A 21084-nucleotide genomic window follows, 5' to 3' on the forward strand; every position below is an offset into this window, starting at 1 on the left:
GTTGATCGCATTGCGCATCGGGTTGGCCGCCCTGTTCCTGATGATCGCCGTGACCCTGCAGACGTCCGTACTGACCCACATCGCGGTCGCCGGCGTGACGTGCGACCTGACGTTGATCGTGGTGATCGCGCTCGCGTTGTCCCGCGGCCCGGAGTGGGGTGCGATCGCCGGGTTCGCCGGCGGTCTGCTGATGGACGTCGTACCGCCTGCTGATCACACGGCCGGGCGGTGGGCACTGTCGATGGCCGTCGCGGGGTATGTCGCGGGCCTGATCCGCCGCGAGCGCACCTCGACCGCGCCGGTCGGACCGCTCGGCGTCGCGCTGACGGTCGTCCTGGCGACCGCGATCTCCTTCTTCCTGTACTCCGCGACCGGCTCGTTGCTGCACGACCCTTCGGTCGACTGGGGCGAGTTCGGCGTCCGCCTCGGCATCTCCGCCGGGTACGACGTGGTCGGCGCGATCGTGGTGATCCCGCTGGTCATGTGGATCCTGGGCCGCGTCAAACCGGCCCGCGAACGCCGCCGGGTCACCCCATGAGTTGGGACGGGTTCGAGGCGCCACTCAAGGCGCGACTGCGGTTGTTCGTGATCGGGGTGCTGGTTTTCTCCTTGCTGTGCACGCTGTTCGGCCGGCTCTGGTACATGCAGGTGATGTCGAGCGCCGACTACTCCCAGGCCGCGAACCAGCAACACATCCGCCAGGTCCTGATTCCCGCACCGCGCGGCACGATCGTCGACTCGCAGGGCCGCACGCTCGTCGGCAACCGGGTCTCGCTGATGATCACGGTCGACCGTTCCGTGCTCGCCAAGCTCCCCGAGAGCCAGCAGAACGTCGTCATCGCCCGGCTCGCGAAGGTCCTCGGCCAGACGCCGAAGGACCTGAAGGCCCGCACGATGCTGTGCGGCGAGCCCGGCGCGTCCAAACCACCCGCCTGCTGGAACGGTACGCCGTACCAGCCGATCCCGGTCGCGAAGGACGTCAGCGAGCAGGTCGCGATCGACGTGATGGAACGCCGCGAGGACTTCCCCGGGATCTCCGCCGACTCGCAGACCCTGCGCGCGTATCCGGAGCCCTTCAAGGTGAACGCCGCGCACCTCCTCGGGTACCTGTCGCCGATCACCACCGAAGAGCTCGAGGACATGGACAAGGCCGGGCAGGACTCGGTCCCGCACCGGTCGGACCTGGTCGGCCGGGCCGGCGTCGAGCGCTCGTACGACAAACTCCTGCGCGGGACGCCTGGCGAGAAAGACGTCATCGTCGACGCCGTCGGGTACACCACCGGCATCCAGAAGCAGACCGCGCCGATCCCGGGCGCCACGCTGGTCACCACCATCGACGCGCGGATCCAGGCGGCCGTCGAGGCCCAGCTGAAGAACGCGATCATGACCGCGCGCAAGCAGACCGACCCGGTCAGCCACAAGAAGTTCGTCGCCGACTCCGGCGCCGCGATCGTGCTGGACACCAGGACCGGGCGGGTCGTGTCGATGGCGAGCTACCCGACGTACGACCCGGGTGTCTGGGTCGGCGGGATCAGCCAGCGCGAGCTCGACGCGTTGTACTCGGCCAAGTCCGGGACGCCGCTGGTGTCGCGGGCAGTGCAGGCCCAGCTGGCGCCGGGGTCGACGTTCAAGCCGATCACCACATCGGCCGCGCTCGGCGCCGGGTACAGCTCGAAGACGCGGCTCGACTGCTCGTCGTACTTCGAGGTCGGCAACCGCCGGTTCAAGAACTACGAGTCCGCGTCGTACGGGATGATCGGTTTCGACCGGGCGCTGTCGCTGTCCTGCGACACGTTCTTCTACCGGATCGCGTACGCGCTCTGGCTCAAGGAGGGCGGCAACTCCAGCGACGTCACCACCCACGACCCGCTGGTCGAGATGGCGCAGAAGTTCGGCCTCGGCAAGCCGACCGGTGTCGACCTGCCCGGCGAGGCGAGCGGCCGGATCGCCGACCGCAAGTGGAAGAAGACGTACTACGACTCGATGAAGGACTACTACTGCAAGATCGCCGCCAACCCGCCCGCCGGGACGTCGGCCTTTCTGAAGCAGTTCTCCCGCGAGTTCTGCGTCGACGGGTACAAGTACCGCGCCGGTGACGCGGTGAACTTCGCGATCGGCCAGGGCGACACCACACTCACCCCGCTGCAGTTGGCGACCGTGTACGCCGCTCTCTCGAACGGCGGCACGCTGTACGAGCCGCGCGTCGTCCAGTCCTGGATCGGCGCGAACGGCAAGGCCCACGAGATCAAGCCGGTCGTGAAGGCGAAGCTCCCGGTCTCGGCGGGCAACCTGAAGTACATCGACAACGCGCTGAAGCAGACCACCATCTCCGGTACGGCGGCGTGGAAGTTCCAGGGGTTCCCGCTGGACAAGATCCCGGTCCGCGCCAAGACCGGTACGGCCGAGGTCTACGGCAAGCAGACCACGTCGTGGCTCGCGTCGTACACCGATCGGTACGCCGTGGTGATGATGATCAGCCAGGCCGGTACCGGTTCGGGTGCCGGTGGTGACGCGGTCCGCAAGATCTACGAGACCTTGTACAACATCAAGCCTGCGCCGCCGGCCGGTAAGGCACCGAAGCAATGAGGTGGCGGGCATGGCACTGCTGACCCCGATCCGGACGCGGCCGCGGATGGACCGGCGCTCGACGGTGTGGCAGGTCGACTGGGTGCTCGTGTTCTGCGTGGTCGCGCTGTCGTTCCTCGGCGCGATGCTGATCTGGTCCGCGACCCACAACAAGACGTCGCTGACCGGCGGCAATCCGGACGCGTTCCTGGTCCGGCACGCGCTGAACTTCGCGATCGGCCTGGTGCTCGCGGTCGGCGCCGCGATCACCGACCACCGCCGGGTCCGGATCCTCGCCCCGGTGCTGTATGCCGGTTCGATCGTCGGGCTGATCCTGGTCCTGGTGCCCGGCGTCGGCTCGACCATCAACGGATCGCGGTCGTGGATCCAGCTGCCGTTCATGTCGATCCAGCCGAGTGAGTTCGCCAAGCTCGCGGTGATCGTCGGCATGGCGCTGCTGATCGCGGAGAAGAGCGAGACCGACCGGAACGAGGACGCCCGGACGCTCGACGTCGCGCAGGCGGTCGCGGTCGCCGCCGTACCGGTGATCCTGGTGATGCTGCAGCCCGACCTCGGCACCGTGATGGTGCTCGGGTCGATCGTGTTCGGGATCATCGCGGTGTCCGGCGTACCGAAACGCTGGATGCTCGGGCTGCTCACCGCGGGCGTCGTGGTCGCGGCGATGGCGATCAGTACGCACATCCTGAAGCGCTACCAGATCGATCGCTTCACCGCGTTCATGCACCCGTCGTCGGATCCGCAGGGGATCGGATACAACGTGAACCAGGCGCGGATCGCGATCGGCAACGGCGGGATCTTCGGGCAGGGCCTGTTCCACGGCGGCCAGACGCAGAACGGTTTCGTCCCCGAGCAGCACACGGACTTCGTGTTCACGGTCGCGGGGGAGGAGCTCGGGCTGATCGGTGCGGGCGCGATCATCGTGCTGTTCGCGATCATCCTGTTCCGCGGGCTGCGGATCGCGATCAACGCGCGGGACGCGTTCGGCCGGTTGGTCGCGACCGGGATCGTCTGCTGGTTCGCGTTCCAGACGTTCGAGAACGTCGGCATGACGCTCGGGATCATGCCGGTCACCGGTCTACCGCTGCCCTTTGTGTCGTACGGCGGTTCGTCGATGTTCGCCTGCCTGCTCGCCGTCGGCCTGCTGCAGAACATCCACCTCCGCTCGCACAGCTACTGACCGGCCAGACCTGACCCGTCAGATACGCTGCAGGCCCCTGCCCAGAGCCCTGGAAGGCCCATGAACCGGTACATCGTGCTCTCCGCTGCCCTCGCGCTGTCTCTGACCGCCTGTGGTGGGGAGGAGAAGAAGGACGCGGCGCCACCGCCCTCGACGACCCCGAGTTCGACTCCGAGTACGACGGTCAGCGACGCGCCCGCTGCGCCGGTAACCCGCACGACCGCGGAGCTGACCGGTGCGCTGCTCGAGCTCGCCGACGTACCGAGCGGATTCTCGATCGACCACGACGAGGACGACGGCTCGAAGCCGTTCTCCGCGCCGACCAGCCGCTGCAAGACACTGGTCAAATACCTGAACGCCACCAAGGCGCCGGGCTCGAAGGCCAGCGTGTCCCGCACGTTCACCGGCGGCCAGGAAGGCCCGTACATCGACTACGGGCTTGACTCCATGGGCACCGCCACCGAGGTGAACGACCTCCGCGACTCGTACGCGAAGGCCGTCGACTCCTGCACCAAGGTGACGCTGAAGACCGAGGGCTCCGGCAACACCTCGATGAAGGTCGAGAAGATCACCGCCCCGGCGTACGGCACCAAGCCCTTCGCGTTCCGGCTCACCGGCACCAGCGGCCCGAAGCGCGGTCTCGAGTACGCCGCCCTCGTCACCGGTGTCGGCGACGTGATCCTGTCGGTCGGCGTCCTCGCCGGCCAGGGCGGTGAACTGGACCCGGCAACCGAAGCCGCCGTCACCAAGGCCCGCCAGACGCTGAAAGTCTCGTGACCCACGTCACACCAGGCTTTGTCACGCCGCTGTAGCCGCGCTCCGTCGTGTGGGATGCTCGCCGGGCTCGCGTACCGGTTGCTCGGGACCTGGCACGACGCGGAAGACGTGCTGCAGGAGGCGTACGTACGGTGGTCCGCCGCCGCCCGCGCTACCGTCCGTCGACCGACGAGCAACGCCGACTGCTGCTGGACTTCGTGGCCCAGCCGTGCCGAGCTGAACGTCGTCCCGCTGGACCTGGTCACCGGGCCGGCGCTCGACGTCCGCATCGGCGCCGGCCGGCACGTTCTCGTACTGGAGCTCGATGCCGATCGGATCGCGGGAATCCGGGTGGTCGCCAGTCCGGACAAGTTGTCGGTGCTCGAGGATCAGCGGCGTTCGTAGATGCCGTCGAGGCGGGCTCGGGCGAGCACCGGTCCGGCGGCGGCGATCACGGTCCTGGTCTTCTCGGACGCCACGGACAACGGGGCGGCGAGGGCGAACAGTTCGAACACGTACCGGTGCGGGCCGTGTCCCTTGATCGGACCGGGCCCGCGGTACCCCCGGCCGACCGTCGAACGAAGCAGCTGAACGCCGTCGGCAGGTGTTGCCGCGTCCAGCGCGCCCTGCTGAAGCGTGGTGAGGGCGGGGTCCAGCAGCGCCGCGCAGTGGATGGCGGGTTTGGACATCGGGACGTCGGGGTCCTCGACCATCAGCAGATACTGGGCCGTGCCGTCCGGTGCGCCACTCCAGGCGAGCGCTGGCGAGAGGTCCTGACCGCCGTACCACTTCCCGACGTGAACCGTCGGCATCGTGGCTTCGTGCGCGAAGTCCGGACTCGTCAGGGTCAGCGTGCCTGGGCCGGCCAGGTTCGGCGCGTTCCACGCCAGGTGGTTCTCACCGGCCCGCTTGTTCTTGAGCAACTTGCCGAGCACTGCCATCTGGTTCTCCTCGTGTGGGTGGGTGGATCAGAGTTGCCGGGCCGCGGCGCCGACGAGCAGCGGCTCGGCGAAGCGGCAGATCTCCTCGGCCGCGTCGAACTCCTCGCTGGTCGGCTCCCAGTCCCCGCTCGGCGCGCCGGGCCAGCTGTGGCCGCCGCCGAACACGGTCCAGGCCGCGACCCGGGTCCCGCCGACCCCGGCGTCCGAGTCGGTCCGGCTCGACAGCTCGGTCCGGTACGTCGTACCTGGGCCGTCCGGGCAGCGGTCGATCGTGCGCCAGTGGTCGGCGGTCTCGGCGAGCGAGAGGGTACGACCGCGAAGCTCGCCGTTCGGGCCGCGCCGACGCGAGTAACCGCCTTCGATCGGGGAGATCTGGTCGGCCGTGCCGTGGATGAGCATCGCCGACACCGCATGCGTCGGTAATACGTCAGCCAGATCCGCCGGCAGGCCACCCGCGACGGCTGCCAGAACCGCCACTTGCGAGCTCGCCTCGAGCGCGAACCGGTGGGCCATGAACGCGCCGTTCGAGATCCCGGCCACGATGCTCCGGTCGGCCGACGTACCGTGCCGATCAGCCGACCACTCGATCAGCGCGGACAGGAACGCGACGTCGTCCACGCCCGCCTCGTCGGCCGCGGTCACGCCGCGGCCGTCCGCCCAGGACCCGTCGACACCGTCCGGGTAGGCGATCGCGAATCCCCGGGCCGCCGCCTGTTGGGAGAACATCGTCAACTCGCGCATCATCCGAGCGCCGCCCGGGTTGTTGCCGTGCAGCATCAGCACCAACGGCGGCGGCTGCTCCGCCGGGGCGGGCACGCGGATCGTGAACGTCCGATCCCGGCCGCCGATCTGCAACACCTTGGTCTCCCATCAGTCCGTTTACGCAGACAAACTGCGCAGTCAGACTGTATATTATGTCGCCATGGGAGCACCTGATGCCAGCAAGATCGCCGACGAGCTGCAATCCGTCGTCGGTGCGTTGGTACGGCGGCAGCGCGCCGTCTCGCCGCCACGCGACGTGACGCTGTCCCAGGTCTCGATCCTGAAGCGCCTCGACCGCGAAGGTCCGCACAGCGTCGCCGACCTGGCCCGGCTGGACCGGATCACCCACCAGTCGGTCACGGTCTCCGCGTCCCAGTTGGTCGATCGAGGGCTGGTACGGCGTGAGCCCGACGCCGGCGACGGACGCCGCAAGCTCCTCGTCATCACCGCGGCCGGTCAGAAGCTCCTGACCGAACGCCGCGATGCCGGCCACGAGCATCTGACGGAGGCGATCGCCGAGCGGTTCAGTCCGGCCGAACAGGCCAAGCTCAGCGAGTCCTTGACGCTGCTCCGTCGCCTGATCGACTGATTCCGTCCCCAGGGTCGAGCGGCATGATCGTCGTCCGGCGATGGTGCTCGAAGACCACCGAGCTGCGGATGTCGGCGATCTCCTGACGCTTGGCCAGCGCGAGCACGAGGTCGCGGAGCGCCTGGGTGTCCTTGACCGCGACGTGCGCGAGGAAGTCCGTGGCGCCGGAGACCATGAACATGTCCAGGGTCTGCGGGAGTTGCATCACGTAGTCCTGGAACGCGGTTGCGACGGCCATCGCCTGCGGGCGGAGCTTGATCGAGATGATGGCCTGGGTGGACCGGTCGATCGCCTGTAGGTCCACCTCCGCGCGGTACCCGCGAATGACGCCGCGGTCGCGCAGGCCGCGGATCCGCTCCAGGCACGTCGACGGCGCGATCCCGAGCTCGGCCGCCATGTCGCGGTTGGTCCGGCGGGCGTCGTTCTGCAGCATCCGCAGCAGCGCCGTATCAAGTTCGTCCATGACAGGAAGTTTGGCAGATTCGCCGAACGATGTTCGGATCATCGGACCCGACCCCGTGCACTTGGCTAGCTTTGCCCTCGTGCTGACGAACAAGATGGTCGTGGTGATCGCGGCCGAGGCGCCGGCCGGCGTCGCCTTGAACACCGCCGCCCTGCTCGGGGTCGGCCTCGGCCACCACCACGACGATGTGGTCGGCCCGGACACCGCCGACGCCTCGGGCGCACCGCATGCCGGGATGTGCGCCCATCCGATTCCCGTACTGCGAGCATCCGCCGAGCAACTGCACGACCTCCACACGCAGGCGGCGGCCCGGGACGACGTCACCGTGCACGACATGCACCAGATCGCTCAACACGCGCGCACCTACGAGCAGATGTCGACCACTCTGAGCGGAACCAAGCCCGACGACATCGAGTACCTTGGCCTCGCCCTCTACGGCCCGCGCTCCGCCGTCGACTCCCTGACCGGCGCCTTACCGCTCTACCGGTAGGCGCTCTACCGGTAGAGCGGCTCAGAGGAAGAGGTCGGCGAAGCGGCGCAGTTCGTCCGGGTCCAGGCCGTTCTCGAAGCCGACGACGAGCTCCTGGGCTCCGGCGTTCTCGAACGCGGCGATCCGTTGCCGGATCGTCGCTGCGGTCCCGATCAGGCCGTACGAGGCGAGATCGCCGGGGAACGCGAACTCGGCGCCCGCCGGGACCCTGGAGCGAGCTTCTGCGTCCGACGTGCCCAGGATGTACGAGGTGGTGACCGTTCGCCGGATGTCGTCGTACTGGCGGCCGACGTCGGCGCAGTGCTTGCGCAGTACGTCGTACTTGCGGCGCAGCACCTCCGGCGAGTCCATCACGTTCGACGCGTCAGCCCACCGCGCAACCGTACGCAGGGTCTTCTGCTCGCCGCCGCCCGCGACCAGGATCGGGATGTGTGGTTGCTGGATTCCCTTCGGCTGGTTGAGTCCGCCGGCGGCCCGGTAGTACTTCCCCTCGAAGTCGACCGATTCCTCCGTCCAGAACCGGCGGATCAGTTGCACCGCCTCGTCCAGCCGTCGCAACCGCTCGCCGGCGGTGCCGAACTCGTACCCGTACCCGAGGTAGTCCGGCTCGTACCAGCCGGCGCCGATTCCGAAGATCAGCCGGCCGTTGCTCACGACATCGATCGTGGACGCGATTTTCGCCTGGAGCGCGGGATTGCGGTAGCTGTTCGAGGTCACCAGCGGGCCGAGCCGGATCCGGTCGGTCGCGGCCGCGAGCGCTGTGATCGTCGTCCAGGCCTCGAACACCGGAGCCTGCGAGGGTGGGATCGGATGCATGTGGTCAGGGACGTACACGGCGTGGAAGCCGAGCTCGTCCGCGGTCTGTGTCACCGCCGTGATCCGGCGGAACGCGTCGGCCGGCTCGAGGCCGGCGAGCTCGCCGGTGAATCCGGTGGGCAGGAACACACTGAAGTCGGTCATGGCGGCCCTTTCGATGAAGTGCTTGCACTCGTCTGTGCATATCGACCGGTCGGCACGTCAAAAGGAATCGGCCCGTGGCTGCGGGCGTCCGTATGGTGGGATCATGCGACTCAACTACGTGGAGACCGGTCCGGCCGACGCACCCGTCGTACTGCTCGGGTCGTCGCTCGGTGCGAGCCAGGCGATGTGGGCACCACAGGTCGACGTACTCGCGCAACGCTTCCGGGTGATCGCCTTCGACCACCGCGGCCACGGCGACTCCGAGGTCCCCGAGGGCCCGTACACGATCGACGACCTGGGCGGGGACGTCGTCGGGTTGCTGGACGCGCTCGAGATCGAGCAGGCGTCGTACGTCGGAATCTCCCTCGGCGGCGCCGTCGGCCTCTGGCTGGCGCAGAACGCCCCCGACCGCTTCCACCGCTTCGCACTGATCTGCCCACCGTCGAACCCCGCCGCCACCGCGCAGGTATGGCTCGACCGAGCCGCCCAGGTCCGCGCCGAAGGCATGCAATCCGTCGTCGACGCAACCCTGGCCCGCTGGTTCCTCCCCGACTTCAAGGAGGACCTCGAACCGATCCGGCAGATGCTCCTGGCCTGCCCACCCGAGGGCTACGCCGCCTGCCTGGAGGCCCTGAGCACCACCAACCTCCTACCAGGCCTGTCCGCCATAACAGCCCCCGTCCTGGTCATCACCGCCGACTCCGACACCTCGATCCCACCCGAAACCGTCGTCCCCCTGGCAGCCGAGATCCCCGGCGCCCACCTGGAAATCATCGAGAACGCCGCCCACCTGGTCACCTACTCCCACCCCGAGGTCATCAACCCGTTGCTGCTCGCCCACCTCGCCTGATCACGCACTGGATTCACCCGGCTGCGGTCGGGAACAATGAGGTGACCGAAGGGAGCGTGAGTGAGCAGGCCTGACGAGCCGGCCCGTAAAGGGAACCTGCTCGGCCTCGCCATGGCCGTAGGACTGTTCGCTTTCTTCCTGGCTGACGGACTGCCGTCGGGTCTCAACGCGGTCGCGGTGTTCTTCGTGGCGGGCGGCGGCGCCCTCGCCCTGTTCCTGGCCCCGGCCGTGCTGACGCTCGTCGTACGGTCGGGCGTTGGGGGCCCGATCCGGGTCTGGGCCGCCGCGAGGCGTGCGCGGCGGGTGTTCGCGGATGCGGCCAAGGCCCAGGGCCGCGACAACGGTGCCTCCCGGCGCCGTGAGCCCCCGAATCGGCTCTACCCGAGACAGGTGTTGTACAACCTTCACAGCCGACCGGCGTCCTGGGGGCAACGGCATACATTCTCCGAGATGCTGACGGCGTTGGGCCGGCTGGTTGGCAACGGCGAGGACCAGCGGCTGCTTGGCGACCTCCTGCAGTACCTGCAGGCGGCGCAGGATGAGCGCCCCGCCATCCTTGCGACGCTCGTCGGAGGTGACTCGCCGGAGCGATGGAAGGCAGATCTCGTCCACCTCGACGAGCTCCTGGCACAGGCGCCGGACACCTGGCGGCTGCGACTCGTCCTCGAGTTGCAGCGACGGATGGGTGACCAGTGATCGACGACCTCGGGAAGCTGCTTGACCGGGTCTCGTCCCCGGCCGATCTTGCGGTCGTGCTGCTGGCCGGGCCACTGGCGTACGTCCTGGATGCGGGCGCCGACGTCGTACCGTTCCTGCCGCCCGGGTACGTCGCGATCCTGGCTGCCTCGCTGGCGCTCGGGGTCCGGAAGGGTCTCGAGGCCCGGCTGGCGTCACGTCAGGAACGCCAGGCCGCGGAGGAACGCCGTCGCGAGCTGCGCGAGCGTGCGGTGACCTTGGGACACCGGATCTCGGGATGGGGACTGCCTGAGCGTCTGGCCGCGACGCTGCAGCACGAGCTCGAGTTGTACGACGCGGGTATCACGACCGTCGAACAGTTCGAGGTCGCCTTCACGGAGTGCCTGAACGAGTACCGAGCCGGGTTCGGCACCGTACCCCGGGCTCGGCCGGCCGCCGACGACTGAGTCGTCGATTCCAGGGCTGGAGTGGTGCGGCGAGACATGCCCTAGGCTGGTAGGCGCTCTGGACCGCTGACTGGAAGTTGCCATGACTGTCGAATCGTTGTTCCCGCGCCTGGAGGCGTTGCTGCCGGGTGTGCAGAAGCCGATCCAGTACGTCGGCGGTGAGCTGAACTCGGTCAGTAAGGAATGGGACGCGGTCAGTGTCCGGTGGGCGCTGATGTATCCGGACGCGTACGAGGTTGCCCTGCCCAACCAGGGCGTGCAGATCCTGTACGAGGTGCTGAACGAGCGGGACCACATCCTCGCCGAGCGGACGTACTCCGTCTGGCCGGACATGGAGAAGGTGATGCGGGACAACGACATCCCGCAGTTCACGCTCGACTCGCACCGGCCGGTACGGGCGTTCGACGTGTTCGGGCTGTCGTTCTCGACCGAGCTCGGGTACACGAACATGCTGACCGCGCTGGACCTGGCCGGGATCCCGCTGCACGCGGTGGACCGGACCGACGAGGACCCGATCGTGCTGGCCGGCGGGCACGCGGCGTTCAACCCGGAACCGATCGCGGACTTCCTGGACGCCGCGGTGATGGGCGACGGCGAGGAGGTCGTGCTGGCGATCTCCGAGGTGATCCGGGAGTGGAAGGCCGAGGGCCGCCCGGGTGGCCGCGACGAGGTGCTGCTGCGGCTGGCGAAGTCCGGCGGCGTGTACATCCCGAAGTTCTTCACCGTCGACTACCTCGCCGACGGCCGGATCCAGCGCGTCACCCCGAATCGTCACGGCGTACCGTTCCGGACCGCCAAGCACACGGTGATGGACCTCGACGCGTGGCCGTACCCGAAGAAGCCGCTGGTTCCGCTGGCCGAGACCGTTCACGAGCGGTACTCGGTGGAGATCTTCCGCGGCTGCACCCGCGGCTGCCGGTTCTGCCAGGCGGGAATGATCACCCGCCCGGTGCGCGAGCGGAGCATCACCACGATCGGCAACATGGTCGAGAACGGCCTGCAGCAGTCCGGTTTCGAGGAGGTCGGCCTGCTCAGCCTGTCGAGCGCCGACCACAGTGAGATCGCGGAGGTTGCGAAGGGCCTCGGCGACCGGTACGAGGGCAGCAACGTCTCCCTGTCGTTGCCTTCGACAAGGGTCGACGCCTTCAACATCACGCTGGCCAACGAGTTCTCCCGCAACGGCCGGCGCAGCGGGCTGACGTTCGCGCCCGAGGGCGGCTCGGACCGGATGCGCAAGGTGATCAACAAGATGGTCACCGAGGAGGACCTGATCCGTACGGTCGCGGCGGCGTACAGCCACGGCTGGCGGCAGGTGAAGCTGTACTTCATGTGCGGTCTGCCGACCGAGACCGACGAGGACGTGCTGGCGATCGCCGACCTGGCGAAGAAGGTGATCGCGACCGGCCGGGAGGCGGCCGGGCGGCGCGACATCCGGTGCACGGTGTCGATCGGCGGGTTCGTACCGAAGCCGCACACGCCGTTCCAGTGGGCCGCCCAGCTCGGCGCCGAGGAGACCGACGCGCGGCTGGCGAAGCTCGGTGCGGCGATCCGCGCGGACAAGAACTACGCGAAGGCGATCGGCTTCCGGTACCACGACGGCAAGCCCGGCATTATCGAGGGCCTGCTGTCCCGCGGCGACCGCCGCGTCGGCCGCGTGATCGAGGCGGTCTGGCGCGACGGCGGCCGGTTCGACGGCTGGAGCGAGCACTTCTCGTACGACCGTTGGGTCGAGTGCACCGAACGCGCGCTCGCGGACGAGCCCGTTGACCTCGCCTGGTACACGACCCGGGAACGCGAGTACGCCGAGGTCCTGCCATGGGACCACCTGGACTCGGGCCTGGACCGCGACTGGCTGTGGGAGGACTGGCAGGACTCCCTCGAAGAAGACGGCGCCATCGAGGTAGAAGACTGCCGCTGGACCCCCTGCTTCGACTGTGGCGTGTGTCCTCAGATGGGCACGGAGATCCAGATCGGCCCCACGGGCAAGAAGCTCCTGCCACTCTCCGTCGTCTGAAACGCCTACTCGCCGAACAGCGGCGATGGTTCGGGCGTCGGGACGACCCGGAAGTAGGCGGGATCGCCGAGGGCTGCCGGGATCCTGCCGACTTGCTGGATGACCGTGGCGAAGCCGTTCGCGTGTCCGACGGCGTACAGGTAGCCGGTGTGCGTGTCGTTGTCGATGGCAACAAGTAGCGTGCCGTAGCGGCCGCACTTCTCGGCCACGAGTGACTCGAAGCCCTGCCAGGTCCGCTGCCGAACCATCTTCACCACCCCGGTGAACGGCGAGCTGACCGGCAGATGCTGGGTGTAGAGCGCTCCGCTGTAGCTGTTCATCAGGAAGGTGTCGTACGTGCTGGTCTTGCTGATCAAGGCCATCGACTTGAAGCCGCCGTACCCGGGGAACGAACCGGCCCGGTGCCAGACGCCGTCGGGCCGGGTCAGCCACCTGAAGAGGGCGCCGTCGTTGCGCAGTCCGTACATCATCGAATAACCGGGCCGGACGGACCGCTCGAAGGCGATGAAGCTTCCCCAGCCGCCGCCCACCCGGGTCAGCACCGGCGGATGCTTCGGGTCCAGCCGTCCGTCGGCGCCGGTGCGGGCGACGCTGTGGTACATCACGTCACCGATCACCACGTAGTTCTCGATCTGGAGACCGAGCTCGGTCGGCCTGACGACGGCGGAACTGCTGAGCCTGACCTTTCCGGCCGCGTACACCGGCAGCTTCGGCGCGTCACTGGAGATCGTCGGTGGGCGGTTGGCCACGACCTGCTGGGAGACCAGATTCCCGGCCGGGTCGACCGACCCGAGACGCAGGCTGCAGACCGCAGCGGTGGTCGTGGTCCGTTGCGTAGCGGCTCCTGCCGGCACCCCTCCGGTCGCCAGAAGCGTTGCTACCCCCAGAATCGCCCAAGCTCGCTGTTTTCGATTCATCTGTCTGTCCTCCACCGGACTCCGTGCCGCCGGCGGTCGCCCCAGGAGACGGACTCCGCGCCGTCCTCCCGCAGCAGGCTCTTGCACTGGTCGATGCCGTTCCCGCGGCAGAAGTTGCGATTCGCCGTTCGTGTCCGTCCGGACACAGGAAATCACCGGCGGTACGGCGAAACTCCGCAGGCCCGGGACGTATCTAACAAGGTGTCGGAGGGGGACATCATGAGAACCACGTCCAGCCGCGTTCCCGCGGCTCAGCGGAGTCCGGCTCGGATGAACACCAGGACGCAGGTCATCAGCTGGTTCTGGGCGATCTCGCCGTTCGTCACGTTCGGGCTGGCTACCCCGGTGACATTTCTCCTGGCCGCACAGCGGGTGCGATCCCGGCAGCTCGCGATCGCCGCGGCGGTCTACACGGTGCTGGTCGTGCTGGGTCTCTTCGTCCTGGACGAGGACAGTGCGTCCGTGGTCTTGACCACTGTCTGGCTGGTGGGGACGGCCCACGCCCTCGTCTGCCGTTCCTCGGTGTTCCGCACGCGCCCGGAGCCCCAGGATCCCGCGATGGAGGCGGCGATGGAGGCCGCCAAGGTACGTCGTGGGTTGCGAGCCCAGGCCCGCGCGATCGCAGCCGAGGATCCGGGTATGGCCCGGGACCTGCGGATCGGGCGTCCCGACGGATTGCGAACCTTCGACGACGGTGGCCTGGTCGACGTGAACAGCGTTCCGGCCGAGGTGCTCGCCAGGATGCCCGGCATGACTACGGAGCTGGCCGAGCGTGTGGTGCAGTTGCGCGAAGCTCGTGGTCCGTACAGCTCCGTCGAGGAGCTCAGCGTGTTCGCCGAGCTCCCGCTGGGTCTTGCCGAACGCCTCGCCGAGTACTTCCTGTTCCTCGGCGAGTGACCGCCCGTCGATCGCAGGTCAGTTGCAGTAGTACGCCGGGGTTGGGGTTGTCTCGGTTTGGTCCTGCCAGTGGGCGACGCCGATGTAGTAGCCGCAGCCGGTGCCCTCGTCGAACCAAGCGCCGCCGCCGGAGTATGCGTACGTCTCCGCGACCGTGGTGAACGGTCCGGCGGCGCTCGGACCCTTCTGGAGTTCGACGCGTACTTCGGTGACGCTGTTCGAGCAGCCCTCCAGGCCGACGGCGACGTACAGCATCAGGGCCGAGTAGCCGACGGACTTCGCGGTGACGAGGTCGCAGGCGGTCGTCGAGGCGTGTGCGGCCGGCGTTCCCGCGACCAGTCCGGCGGCGGCTGTGGCTGTCGCCACCAGCATTCCAGCAAGCTTCCGCATAAGCGTTCCCTCCAGTTGGAATTTTACCGAAGGGCAGCAGATTAGGTCACTTGGTTACTGGCGTCGACCCTTTCGGCTGGGCCGAAAGAAGCAGTTCGCTGAGCAAGAGTTCGTCAGCGCTGCTCAGAACGAGGTCGGCGTCGGCGACAGCGGCCGGTTCGACGTACGGATTCGGTACGGCGACCGCGTACATCCCGGCCGCCTGCGCTGCCGCGACGCCGTGCGGGGTGTCCTCGACGGCGATCGCCGACGGTACGCCGAGGCGTTGCAGGGCCAGCTCGTAGATCGCCGGATCCGGTTTGTGCGTCGCGACCTCGTCGCCGGTGACGATCTGGTCGAACAGCCCGACCGCGCCGACGCGATCGAGATGCCCGACCACCCACTCACGGGGTGAACTGCTCGCGATGCCGACCTTGAGCCCGAGGTCCCGGGCGGCGCGGATCCACGCGCGGATCCCCGGGCGGAAGTCGAGGCCGGCGTGCAGGCGGTCGCGGTGCGCGAGGCGGCGGGCGTGGCTCGCGGACCGGTCGAACCCGGCGCCGACCGCCGCGGCGAGTACGTCGTACCGGTCCTCGGTGACGTTGCCGCCGTGGCCGGGCCAGAAGGTGCTGAGGTCGAGCTCGAGGCCGTGGTGCGCCCATTCGGCCTGCCAGCTCTCGACCATCGTGGTCTCGGTGTCCATCAGCAGGCCGTCGAAGTCGAACACGATCGCCTCGGCGTCGGCCGGTACGAGGCGCGTCGCGAGCCGGTGGATCTGCGCCGGGGTCAGCCCGAGGCTCGACAGGTACGCGCGGACGCCACCGAGCGAGTCGAGGTGGTCGAGCGAGCCGAGGATCGTCTCCGGGCGGGTCCGGGCGAACTCGGGTCCGTCCTGGGTGCCGAGGTGGACCTCGCTGATCGCGTAGTCGGCGGCGATCTCGGCGCGCGGTACGCCGGCCAACTCGAGCAGGATCGCGACCGTCAGACCGGTGCGGTCCTTGCCTGCCTTGCAGTGGACGACGACCGGCCGGTCCGCGGGCGCGTCCGCGATCGCCGCGAAGATCCGGCGGATGTGGGCGGCGTTCCGCGTCAGGCTGTTGCGGTAGACGTCGAGCAGCCGCGGCTCGGCATCCGGATCACGCAGCCGCTCGGCCTCCGGGTCGATCCAGGGGATTCGCCGGTACGCCGGGGTGCCGTCTAGCGGATGTGGTTGCTTCAGCTCCCAATCGGACCGCAGATCCAGAACGAGCCCCGGCCTGATCGCCTCGAGTTCGTCCAGTGCCGCGGCGTCGAACGCATCGGTCCGTACGAGGGCCCGCGAGCGGGTCGGCACGCCGTACCGGGTCGGAAGTCCGCCAACGTCACGCGCATTCGGGCTCCACATGAGTGTCAGCCTAGAACAGCGAGCTCGAGCGGCGTTCCGGCGTGGTGGCGGGGGTGGTTGCGGCGATCAGCGGCGGGGGTGCGACGCTGTTCGCTGTGTCAGCCAGCCAACCGATCGTGCACGCGGTTCACGAGACCCGTCCGTACACGGCCCTGCCGAGCATCCGGGTGCTCGCCGGAGCGCGGATGCGGGTGGTTCTGCTGTCATGAAAGGTCTGACGGGCTGGCTGCTCGGGCTGCACGGGATCGCCGTGTACGGGATGGTCGGGTTGCTGGTGTTCGCCGAGGACGCGCTGTTCGTCGGGTTCGTGCTGCCGGGGGAGACCGCCGCCGTACTCGGGGGAGTCACCGCGGCGCTCGGGCATACCGCGTTGCCACTGATCCTCGTGGTGGTGATCGCCGCGGCGATCGTCGGCGACACGGTCGGGTACGAGGTCGGGCGGTTCTTCGGGCCGCGCATCCTCGGCAGCCGGTTGGTGGCGCGGCGTAAGGATCGGCTCGAGGCGGCGCGCAAGCAGCTGGCCGAGCGGGGCGGTACGGCGGTGTTCCTGGGACGGTTCGTGGCGTTCTTCCGTGCGACGATGCCTGCGCTGGCAGGGATGTCCGGGATGCGGTACCTGAAGTTCCTGGCGTTCAACGCGGCCGGCGGGATCGTGTGGGGGACTGCCGTTGTGTTGCTCGGGTACCTGGCCGGGAACTCGTACGCCCGCGTCGAGAAGACCTTCGGCCGGGCCGCGGCGCTCGTCGTCGCGGGCATCGTCGTGATCGCGATCGTGGTGTGGCGGGTACGGCGGCACCGGAAGGAGCGGGCCTCGTGACCCGGAAGATGGCTGCCTGGCTGGTGCTGACCGTCAGCGCCCTCGTCGTCCTGCTCGCATGGGTCTTCCCGGACGCCATCGAACACCGCGGCCAGATCCACACGGTCGGCACCGAGGTCGTCCTCTGCGCCGGCGAACACCACCTGGCGACCCGCTCCCAGGCGTTGCACCACCTGGCCGACTGCGCCGGCGACAACAACGAAGTTCGCCGCGAACTCCGCGACGAGCTCTCCGCCGTCTTCCTGATCGGCGTCACTGTCGCCGGCACCTGGTACTTGGCCCGCCATACGTAGTACGCGGCTTTAGAGTTCGCGTTCCCAGGTGGTGCGTTGGGCGACCGGGCGGAAACCGAGTTTGTTGTTGACGGCAATCATCGGCGTGTTCTCGGGAGCGTTCCAGGTGTGCAGTACGGCGGGAAGTTGGACCCCGGCCTGGAGAGCGCGGAGGTTCGGAGCCTTGACGGCGATGCCGAGGCGGTTGCCGCGGTGCGTGCGGCGTACGTACGTGTCGTACTGGTTCAGGCGCTCCGGGGTTTCCGGCGTACCGCCCATCTGGGTGTACGCCGCCAGCTCGCCGGAGGCGGTGTGGACGGCGGCTGTCGTGTACGTGAAGCGCCCCTGCGCAACCCGCCGGGCCTCGGCGTCACGGACGAGCTCGGCAGTCCAGCGCACCGGCTTGTCCGTACGGTCGCCGGTCGGTACGTCCTCGCTCATCCCGCTGAGCAGCTCGACGAACTGGTCCATCCACTCGTCCGGCGCGTGCTCGCGCCACTGGACGATCTCGTACCCGTCGACCGGTTGCTCGACGAGCCCCTCGATCGGCAGCTCGACCACCTGATGCAGCTCGGCGTGCTTCTTCTCGAACCCGCGCGCCCGGGCGAACGCCGTACCCGAACTCTCACCCGTCACCGGATCGCCCGCCATGTTCGTCCCCGAGACGATCTTCCGCCCCTCGGCCCGCGCCTTCCCGATCGCCGCCTCCAGCAGCCGGCTCGCCACCCCACGCCGCCGGTACTCCGGCACCACCGCAAGCTCCACGTCGACGGTGTCCGTGTTCCCCACCAACCACCAGTCCAGCCAGGCGATCCCGAGCCACTCGTCCCCGTCCACCACCCCGAGCCCCTCGGCCCGCACATCAGCATGCGTACCGGCCATCACCACCCGGGCCTCCTCAACCCCCAACCCAGGCGGAAACTCCAACTCCTCCCGCCGCACCCCGAACTTCACGTCGTAGAACCGCCGAAACACGTCGGCATCCCGGCCGTCCACACTCACAATCTCCATGCCGAGGACCCTAGTGGCTCCCGCCACCGCCCACCCCCCAATAACCCATCCGGGAACAAGCAATGGTCACTGCGAACAGGCAATAGCCTGTCCCCAGACCCCAGGAGGTGTGGCCGGTGCCGCAGTACCGGGCGACCCAGCCGAGCTCAGCCCACTCGTCCGCGAGGTCAGCGCGGCGGACTAGTGGTGGGGGCGAAGGGCTCGGTTGGCGGCTGGTTCGGCTATTTGGGAGCGGAACTCGTTGGCGGGGTAGACGCCGAGGATGCGGACCTCTACTGAGAAGAAGGCGAGTTCCTCCAGGGCGAGGGCCACGTTGGGCTCCTCGGGGTGGCCTTCGATGTCGGCGTAGAACTGGGTGGCGAAGAACATGCCGCCGAGCTGGTACGACTCCAGCTTGGTCATGTTCACGCCATTCGTCGCGAACCCGCCGAGCGCCTTGTACAACGCGGCCGACACGTTCCGGACGCGGTACACGAACGACGTGATGACCGGCCCCGAACCCACCGGCGGTACTTCAGGCTCTCGCGACAGCACCAGGAATCGGGTCGTGTTGTGGTGCTCGTCCTCGACGTCGGACGCCAGCGTCTGCAGGCCGTACAACTCGGCGGCGGCTCGCGGCGACAGCGACGCCACGGTCGGATCACCGAGCTCCGAGACCTCCCGCGCCGCTCCGGCGGTGTCGTCGGCGACGACCGTCGACCACCCGTGCTCGCGGATGATCTTCCGGCACTGCCCGAGCGCGTGCACGTGGCTGCGGACCGTCCTGATCTGGTCCAGCGACGTACCGGGAACCCCGAGCAGCTGGAAGTGGATCGGCAGGAAGTACTCGCCGACGATGTGCAGCCCGGACTCGGGCAGCAGGTGGTGGATGTCCGCGACCCGCCCGGCGATCGAGTTGTCGACCGGGATCATCGCCAGCCCGGCGCGCCCGCTGCTGACCGCCTCGAGCGCGTCCTCGAACGTCGTACACGGCATCTGCTCGCGCTCGGGGAACATGTCGGTGCACGCCATCGCCGAGTTGGCGCCTGGCTCACCCTGATAAGCGATCGGTCCGTCCACGATCTCCCAGGGTAGACCTCGGAGATCTCAAGGACCGGATCAGGTGTCCGTCTTGCGGACTTTCTCCGGTGCGCCGGTGACCGCGCGGCCCTCGAGCGCCTTGGCCTTGGTGGCGTACATGTCGATGTATTCCTGCCCGGACAGCTCCATGATCTTGTACATGATCTCGTCGGTGACGGCCCGCAGGATCAGCCGGTCCTTCTCCATCCCCTCGTACCGGGAGAAGTCCAGCGGCTCGCCGAACTTCACCGTCGGCGAGGCGAACGACGCGACGATCTTCCCGGGCGGGGCGACCACGTCGGTACCGATCACGCCGCACGGGATCACCGGCACCTTCGCCTCCAGCGCAAGCCGCGCGACGCCCGTACGTCCCTTGTAGAGCCGCCCGTCGTGCGACCGCGTGCCCTCGGGGTAGATCCCGAACAGCTCGCCGCGCTCGAGCACCTTCATCCCGGCCCGCATCGCGCCCTCGGACGCCGACCCGCCGGAGCGGTCGATCGGCACCTGCCCGGTGCCCTTGAAGAACCCGCGCTGGAACCGGCCCTTGATCCCGGCCCCGGTGAAGTAGTCGGACTTCGCCACGAACGTGACCCGGCGCCGGAGCACCAGCGGCATGAAGATCCAGTCCGAGTACGAGAGGTGGTTGCTCGCGATGATCGCGGCGCCGGTGTCCGGGATGTTGTCCGCGCCGATCACGTTCGGCCGGAAGATCCGCTTCACCGGCGGCCCGACGACCACGTTCTTCAGCACCCAGTAGATGCCCTTGCCGTCGCCGTCCCCGGCATCCACGACCGCAGGGTCCGGCTCCCGCCGCGGCGACTGTGCCGGTTCCGTCATCGAAGTCCTTTCCTCACGTTCCCCGAAATCACATGATGCCGCACGACGGCCCGGTTCGGGGCCAGCTCGCCCCGCGGGAACTCCTCACACTCCGCCGCGGACCTCGGTAAGCCACTCACGGCGCCGGCAGATTCTTGCCCCCGGCAACAGCGGTACGCACGCGGAATCCGGGCAAAGCGAGTCTGAGCCGGGCGGACATGGACCTGAGTCTCGCCGACATGTTCCCGGCGCTCCGGAACTTCTAACTTTTCTGGTGCGGGGACGTCCCGCCGTACTGGAGGAGTGAGATGAACGGACTGCGGGTGGCGGCGCTGATGGCGGCCACGATGACCACGGGCCTGGTGGCCGGCGTGTACGGGATCTACGCGAACGCGTTCATGCCTGGCCTCGGGAAGACCGACGACAGGACCTTCGTGAGCGCGTTCACCGCGGTCGACCGGGCGATCGTGAACCCGCTGTTCCTCGGCCTCGGGTTCGTCGGCGCGTTGTTGTTCACGTTGCTGGCCGGCGTGGTCAGCCTGAAGCAGAAGGCGCTGCCGTGGATCGCGGTCGCGTTCGTGCTGTACCTGATCTCGATGATCGTCACGATCGCGGTGAACGTCCCGCTGAACGACGCGATGAAGGCGGCCGGCGATCCCGCGACGATCGATGCCGCCGCGGTCCGGGCGGCGTTCGACGAGGCGAAGTGGACGATGTACAACCTGGTCCGCACGGTGCTCGCGCTGGTGTCGTTCGGCTTCCTCGGCTGGGCCCTGTTCCTGACCGGCAAGGCCGCCGCCTGACACAATGCG

25 protein-coding genes are annotated in these 21084 nt (G+C 68.5%); 15 read left to right on the plus strand and 10 right to left on the minus strand.

Going from position 1 to position 21084, the window contains the following annotated elements; genetic code table 11:
• The first annotated feature begins 1 nt into the window (after position 1).
• Genes mreD through ACZ5BU_RS30230 form a run of 5 tightly spaced genes read left to right on the plus strand, consistent with a single transcriptional unit; the run spans position 2 to position 4924 of the window.
• Positions 2-538, plus strand: coding sequence for a rod shape-determining protein MreD (gene mreD / locus ACZ5BU_RS30210; RefSeq protein ID WP_465703829.1), 537 nt, complete (start codon positions 2-4; stop codon positions 536-538).
• The gene (mrdA, locus tag ACZ5BU_RS30215) at positions 535-2586 is read left to right on the plus strand and encodes a penicillin-binding protein 2 (RefSeq protein ID WP_465703830.1); all 2052 of its coding nucleotides are present in this window, start codon (positions 535-537) and stop codon (positions 2584-2586) included. Before mreD ends, mrdA begins: the two co-directional genes overlap by 4 nt.
• A 10-nt stretch (positions 2587-2596) precedes the next feature.
• Positions 2597-3763 carry a rod shape-determining protein RodA gene (gene rodA, locus ACZ5BU_RS30220; RefSeq protein ID WP_465703831.1) on the plus strand — a complete coding sequence of 389 codons (1167 nt, stop codon included), beginning with the start codon at positions 2597-2599 and terminating at the stop codon, positions 3761-3763.
• A 60-nt stretch (positions 3764-3823) separates the two neighbouring features.
• Positions 3824-4540, plus strand: a complete 717-nt coding sequence (locus ACZ5BU_RS30225; protein ID WP_465703832.1) for a hypothetical protein — start codon at positions 3824-3826, stop codon at positions 4538-4540.
• 54 nt (positions 4541-4594) lie between these two features.
• Positions 4595-4924 carry a sigma factor gene (locus ACZ5BU_RS30230; RefSeq protein ID WP_465703833.1) on the plus strand — a complete coding sequence of 110 codons (330 nt, stop codon included), beginning with the start codon at positions 4595-4597 and terminating at the stop codon, positions 4922-4924.
• On the opposite strand, the gene ACZ5BU_RS30235 is transcribed toward ACZ5BU_RS30230, so the two are convergent.
• A complete protein-coding gene (locus ACZ5BU_RS30235; protein ID WP_465703834.1) occupies positions 4909-5460 on the minus strand; it encodes a YbhB/YbcL family Raf kinase inhibitor-like protein in 552 nt (183 codons plus the stop codon). The two genes, ACZ5BU_RS30230 and ACZ5BU_RS30235, sit on opposite strands and share 16 nt — an antisense overlap.
• 27 nt (positions 5461-5487) lie before the next feature.
• Positions 5488-6318, minus strand: coding sequence for a CE1 family esterase (locus ACZ5BU_RS30240; protein WP_465703835.1), 831 nt, complete (start codon positions 6316-6318; stop codon positions 5488-5490).
• Between the two features lie 64 nt (positions 6319-6382).
• On the opposite strand from ACZ5BU_RS30240, the gene ACZ5BU_RS30245 reads away from it, so the two are divergent.
• Entirely contained in the window at positions 6383-6811 is a 429-nt protein-coding gene (locus tag ACZ5BU_RS30245; RefSeq protein WP_465703836.1) for a MarR family winged helix-turn-helix transcriptional regulator, read from the plus strand.
• Here ACZ5BU_RS30245 and ACZ5BU_RS30250 read toward each other — a convergent pair.
• Positions 6771-7274 (minus strand): Lrp/AsnC family transcriptional regulator, encoded by a 504-nt coding sequence (locus tag ACZ5BU_RS30250; RefSeq protein WP_465703837.1) that lies wholly within the window; start codon positions 7272-7274, stop codon positions 6771-6773. The two genes, ACZ5BU_RS30245 and ACZ5BU_RS30250, sit on opposite strands and share 41 nt — an antisense overlap.
• Before the next feature lie 79 nt (positions 7275-7353).
• On the opposite strand from ACZ5BU_RS30250, the gene ACZ5BU_RS30255 reads away from it, so the two are divergent.
• Positions 7354-7764 carry a DUF2000 domain-containing protein gene (locus ACZ5BU_RS30255; protein ID WP_465703838.1) on the plus strand — a complete coding sequence of 137 codons (411 nt, stop codon included), beginning with the start codon at positions 7354-7356 and terminating at the stop codon, positions 7762-7764.
• 21 nt (positions 7765-7785) lie between these two features.
• Here ACZ5BU_RS30255 and ACZ5BU_RS30260 read toward each other — a convergent pair whose 3' ends face one another.
• A complete protein-coding gene (locus ACZ5BU_RS30260) occupies positions 7786-8724 on the minus strand; it encodes a TIGR03560 family F420-dependent LLM class oxidoreductase (RefSeq protein ID WP_465703839.1) in 939 nt (312 codons plus the stop codon).
• Positions 8725-8827: 103 nt separating this feature from the next.
• On the opposite strand from ACZ5BU_RS30260, the gene pcaD reads away from it, so the two are divergent.
• From pcaD to ACZ5BU_RS30280, 4 genes are all read left to right on the plus strand, one after another.
• A complete protein-coding gene (gene pcaD / locus ACZ5BU_RS30265) occupies positions 8828-9574 on the plus strand; it encodes a 3-oxoadipate enol-lactonase (protein ID WP_465703840.1) in 747 nt (248 codons plus the stop codon).
• Between the two features lie 60 nt (positions 9575-9634).
• Positions 9635-10270, plus strand: coding sequence for a hypothetical protein (locus ACZ5BU_RS30270; RefSeq protein ID WP_465703841.1), 636 nt, complete (start codon positions 9635-9637; stop codon positions 10268-10270).
• Complete coding sequence (locus tag ACZ5BU_RS30275; RefSeq protein ID WP_465703842.1) at positions 10267-10716, plus strand: hypothetical protein; 450 nt, start codon at positions 10267-10269, stop codon at positions 10714-10716. The genes ACZ5BU_RS30270 and ACZ5BU_RS30275 overlap by 4 nt, the downstream gene beginning before the upstream one ends.
• An 82-nt stretch (positions 10717-10798) precedes the next feature.
• Positions 10799-12730 carry a TIGR03960 family B12-binding radical SAM protein gene (locus ACZ5BU_RS30280; protein ID WP_465703843.1) on the plus strand — a complete coding sequence of 644 codons (1932 nt, stop codon included), beginning with the start codon at positions 10799-10801 and terminating at the stop codon, positions 12728-12730.
• Positions 12731-12735: 5 nt separating this feature from the next.
• Here the strand turns inward: ACZ5BU_RS30280 and ACZ5BU_RS30285 are convergent, their stop codons facing one another.
• Positions 12736-13647, minus strand: a complete 912-nt coding sequence (locus ACZ5BU_RS30285; protein WP_465703844.1) for a hypothetical protein — start codon at positions 13645-13647, stop codon at positions 12736-12738.
• 270 nt (positions 13648-13917) lie between these two features.
• On the opposite strand from ACZ5BU_RS30285, the gene ACZ5BU_RS30290 reads away from it, so the two are divergent.
• On the plus strand, positions 13918-14544 hold the full coding sequence (locus tag ACZ5BU_RS30290) for a ComEA family DNA-binding protein (protein ID WP_465703845.1): 627 nt from the start codon (positions 13918-13920) through the stop codon (positions 14542-14544).
• Between the two features lie 18 nt (positions 14545-14562).
• Here the strand turns inward: ACZ5BU_RS30290 and ACZ5BU_RS30295 are convergent, their stop codons facing one another.
• Both ACZ5BU_RS30295 and ACZ5BU_RS30300 read right to left on the minus strand, forming a co-directional pair.
• Positions 14563-14934: a hypothetical protein gene (locus ACZ5BU_RS30295; RefSeq protein ID WP_465703846.1), complete on the minus strand. Its 372-nt coding sequence runs from the start codon at positions 14932-14934 to the stop codon at positions 14563-14565.
• A gap of 46 nt (positions 14935-14980) precedes the next feature.
• Complete coding sequence (locus tag ACZ5BU_RS30300) at positions 14981-16297, minus strand: HAD-IA family hydrolase (RefSeq protein ID WP_465703847.1); 1317 nt, start codon at positions 16295-16297, stop codon at positions 14981-14983.
• Positions 16298-16502: 205 nt separating this feature from the next.
• Between ACZ5BU_RS30300 and ACZ5BU_RS30305 the strand changes: the two genes are divergently transcribed.
• Both ACZ5BU_RS30305 and ACZ5BU_RS30310 read left to right on the plus strand, forming a co-directional pair.
• Complete coding sequence (locus tag ACZ5BU_RS30305; protein ID WP_465703848.1) at positions 16503-17114, plus strand: DedA family protein; 612 nt, start codon at positions 16503-16505, stop codon at positions 17112-17114.
• Positions 17111-17407, plus strand: coding sequence for a hypothetical protein (locus ACZ5BU_RS30310; protein ID WP_465703849.1), 297 nt, complete (start codon positions 17111-17113; stop codon positions 17405-17407). Before ACZ5BU_RS30305 ends, ACZ5BU_RS30310 begins: the two co-directional genes overlap by 4 nt.
• Positions 17408-17416: 9 nt before the next feature.
• Here ACZ5BU_RS30310 and ACZ5BU_RS30315 read toward each other — a convergent pair whose 3' ends face one another.
• From ACZ5BU_RS30315 to ACZ5BU_RS30325, 3 genes are all read right to left on the minus strand, one after another.
• The gene (locus ACZ5BU_RS30315; RefSeq protein ID WP_465703850.1) at positions 17417-18397 is read right to left on the minus strand and encodes a GNAT family N-acetyltransferase; all 981 of its coding nucleotides are present in this window, start codon (positions 18395-18397) and stop codon (positions 17417-17419) included.
• Between the two features lie 180 nt (positions 18398-18577).
• Positions 18578-19456, minus strand: coding sequence for a prephenate dehydratase (locus tag ACZ5BU_RS30320; RefSeq protein WP_465703851.1), 879 nt, complete (start codon positions 19454-19456; stop codon positions 18578-18580).
• Positions 19457-19495: 39 nt separating this feature from the next.
• Complete coding sequence (locus ACZ5BU_RS30325) at positions 19496-20293, minus strand: lysophospholipid acyltransferase family protein (protein ID WP_465703852.1); 798 nt, start codon at positions 20291-20293, stop codon at positions 19496-19498.
• A 287-nt stretch (positions 20294-20580) separates the two neighbouring features.
• On the opposite strand from ACZ5BU_RS30325, the gene ACZ5BU_RS30330 reads away from it, so the two are divergent.
• On the plus strand, positions 20581-21075 hold the full coding sequence (locus tag ACZ5BU_RS30330) for an anthrone oxygenase family protein (protein WP_465703853.1): 495 nt from the start codon (positions 20581-20583) through the stop codon (positions 21073-21075).
• Positions 21076-21084 lie beyond the last annotated feature (9 nt).

This window comes from Kribbella sp. NPDC031520 (assembly GCF_055580825.1).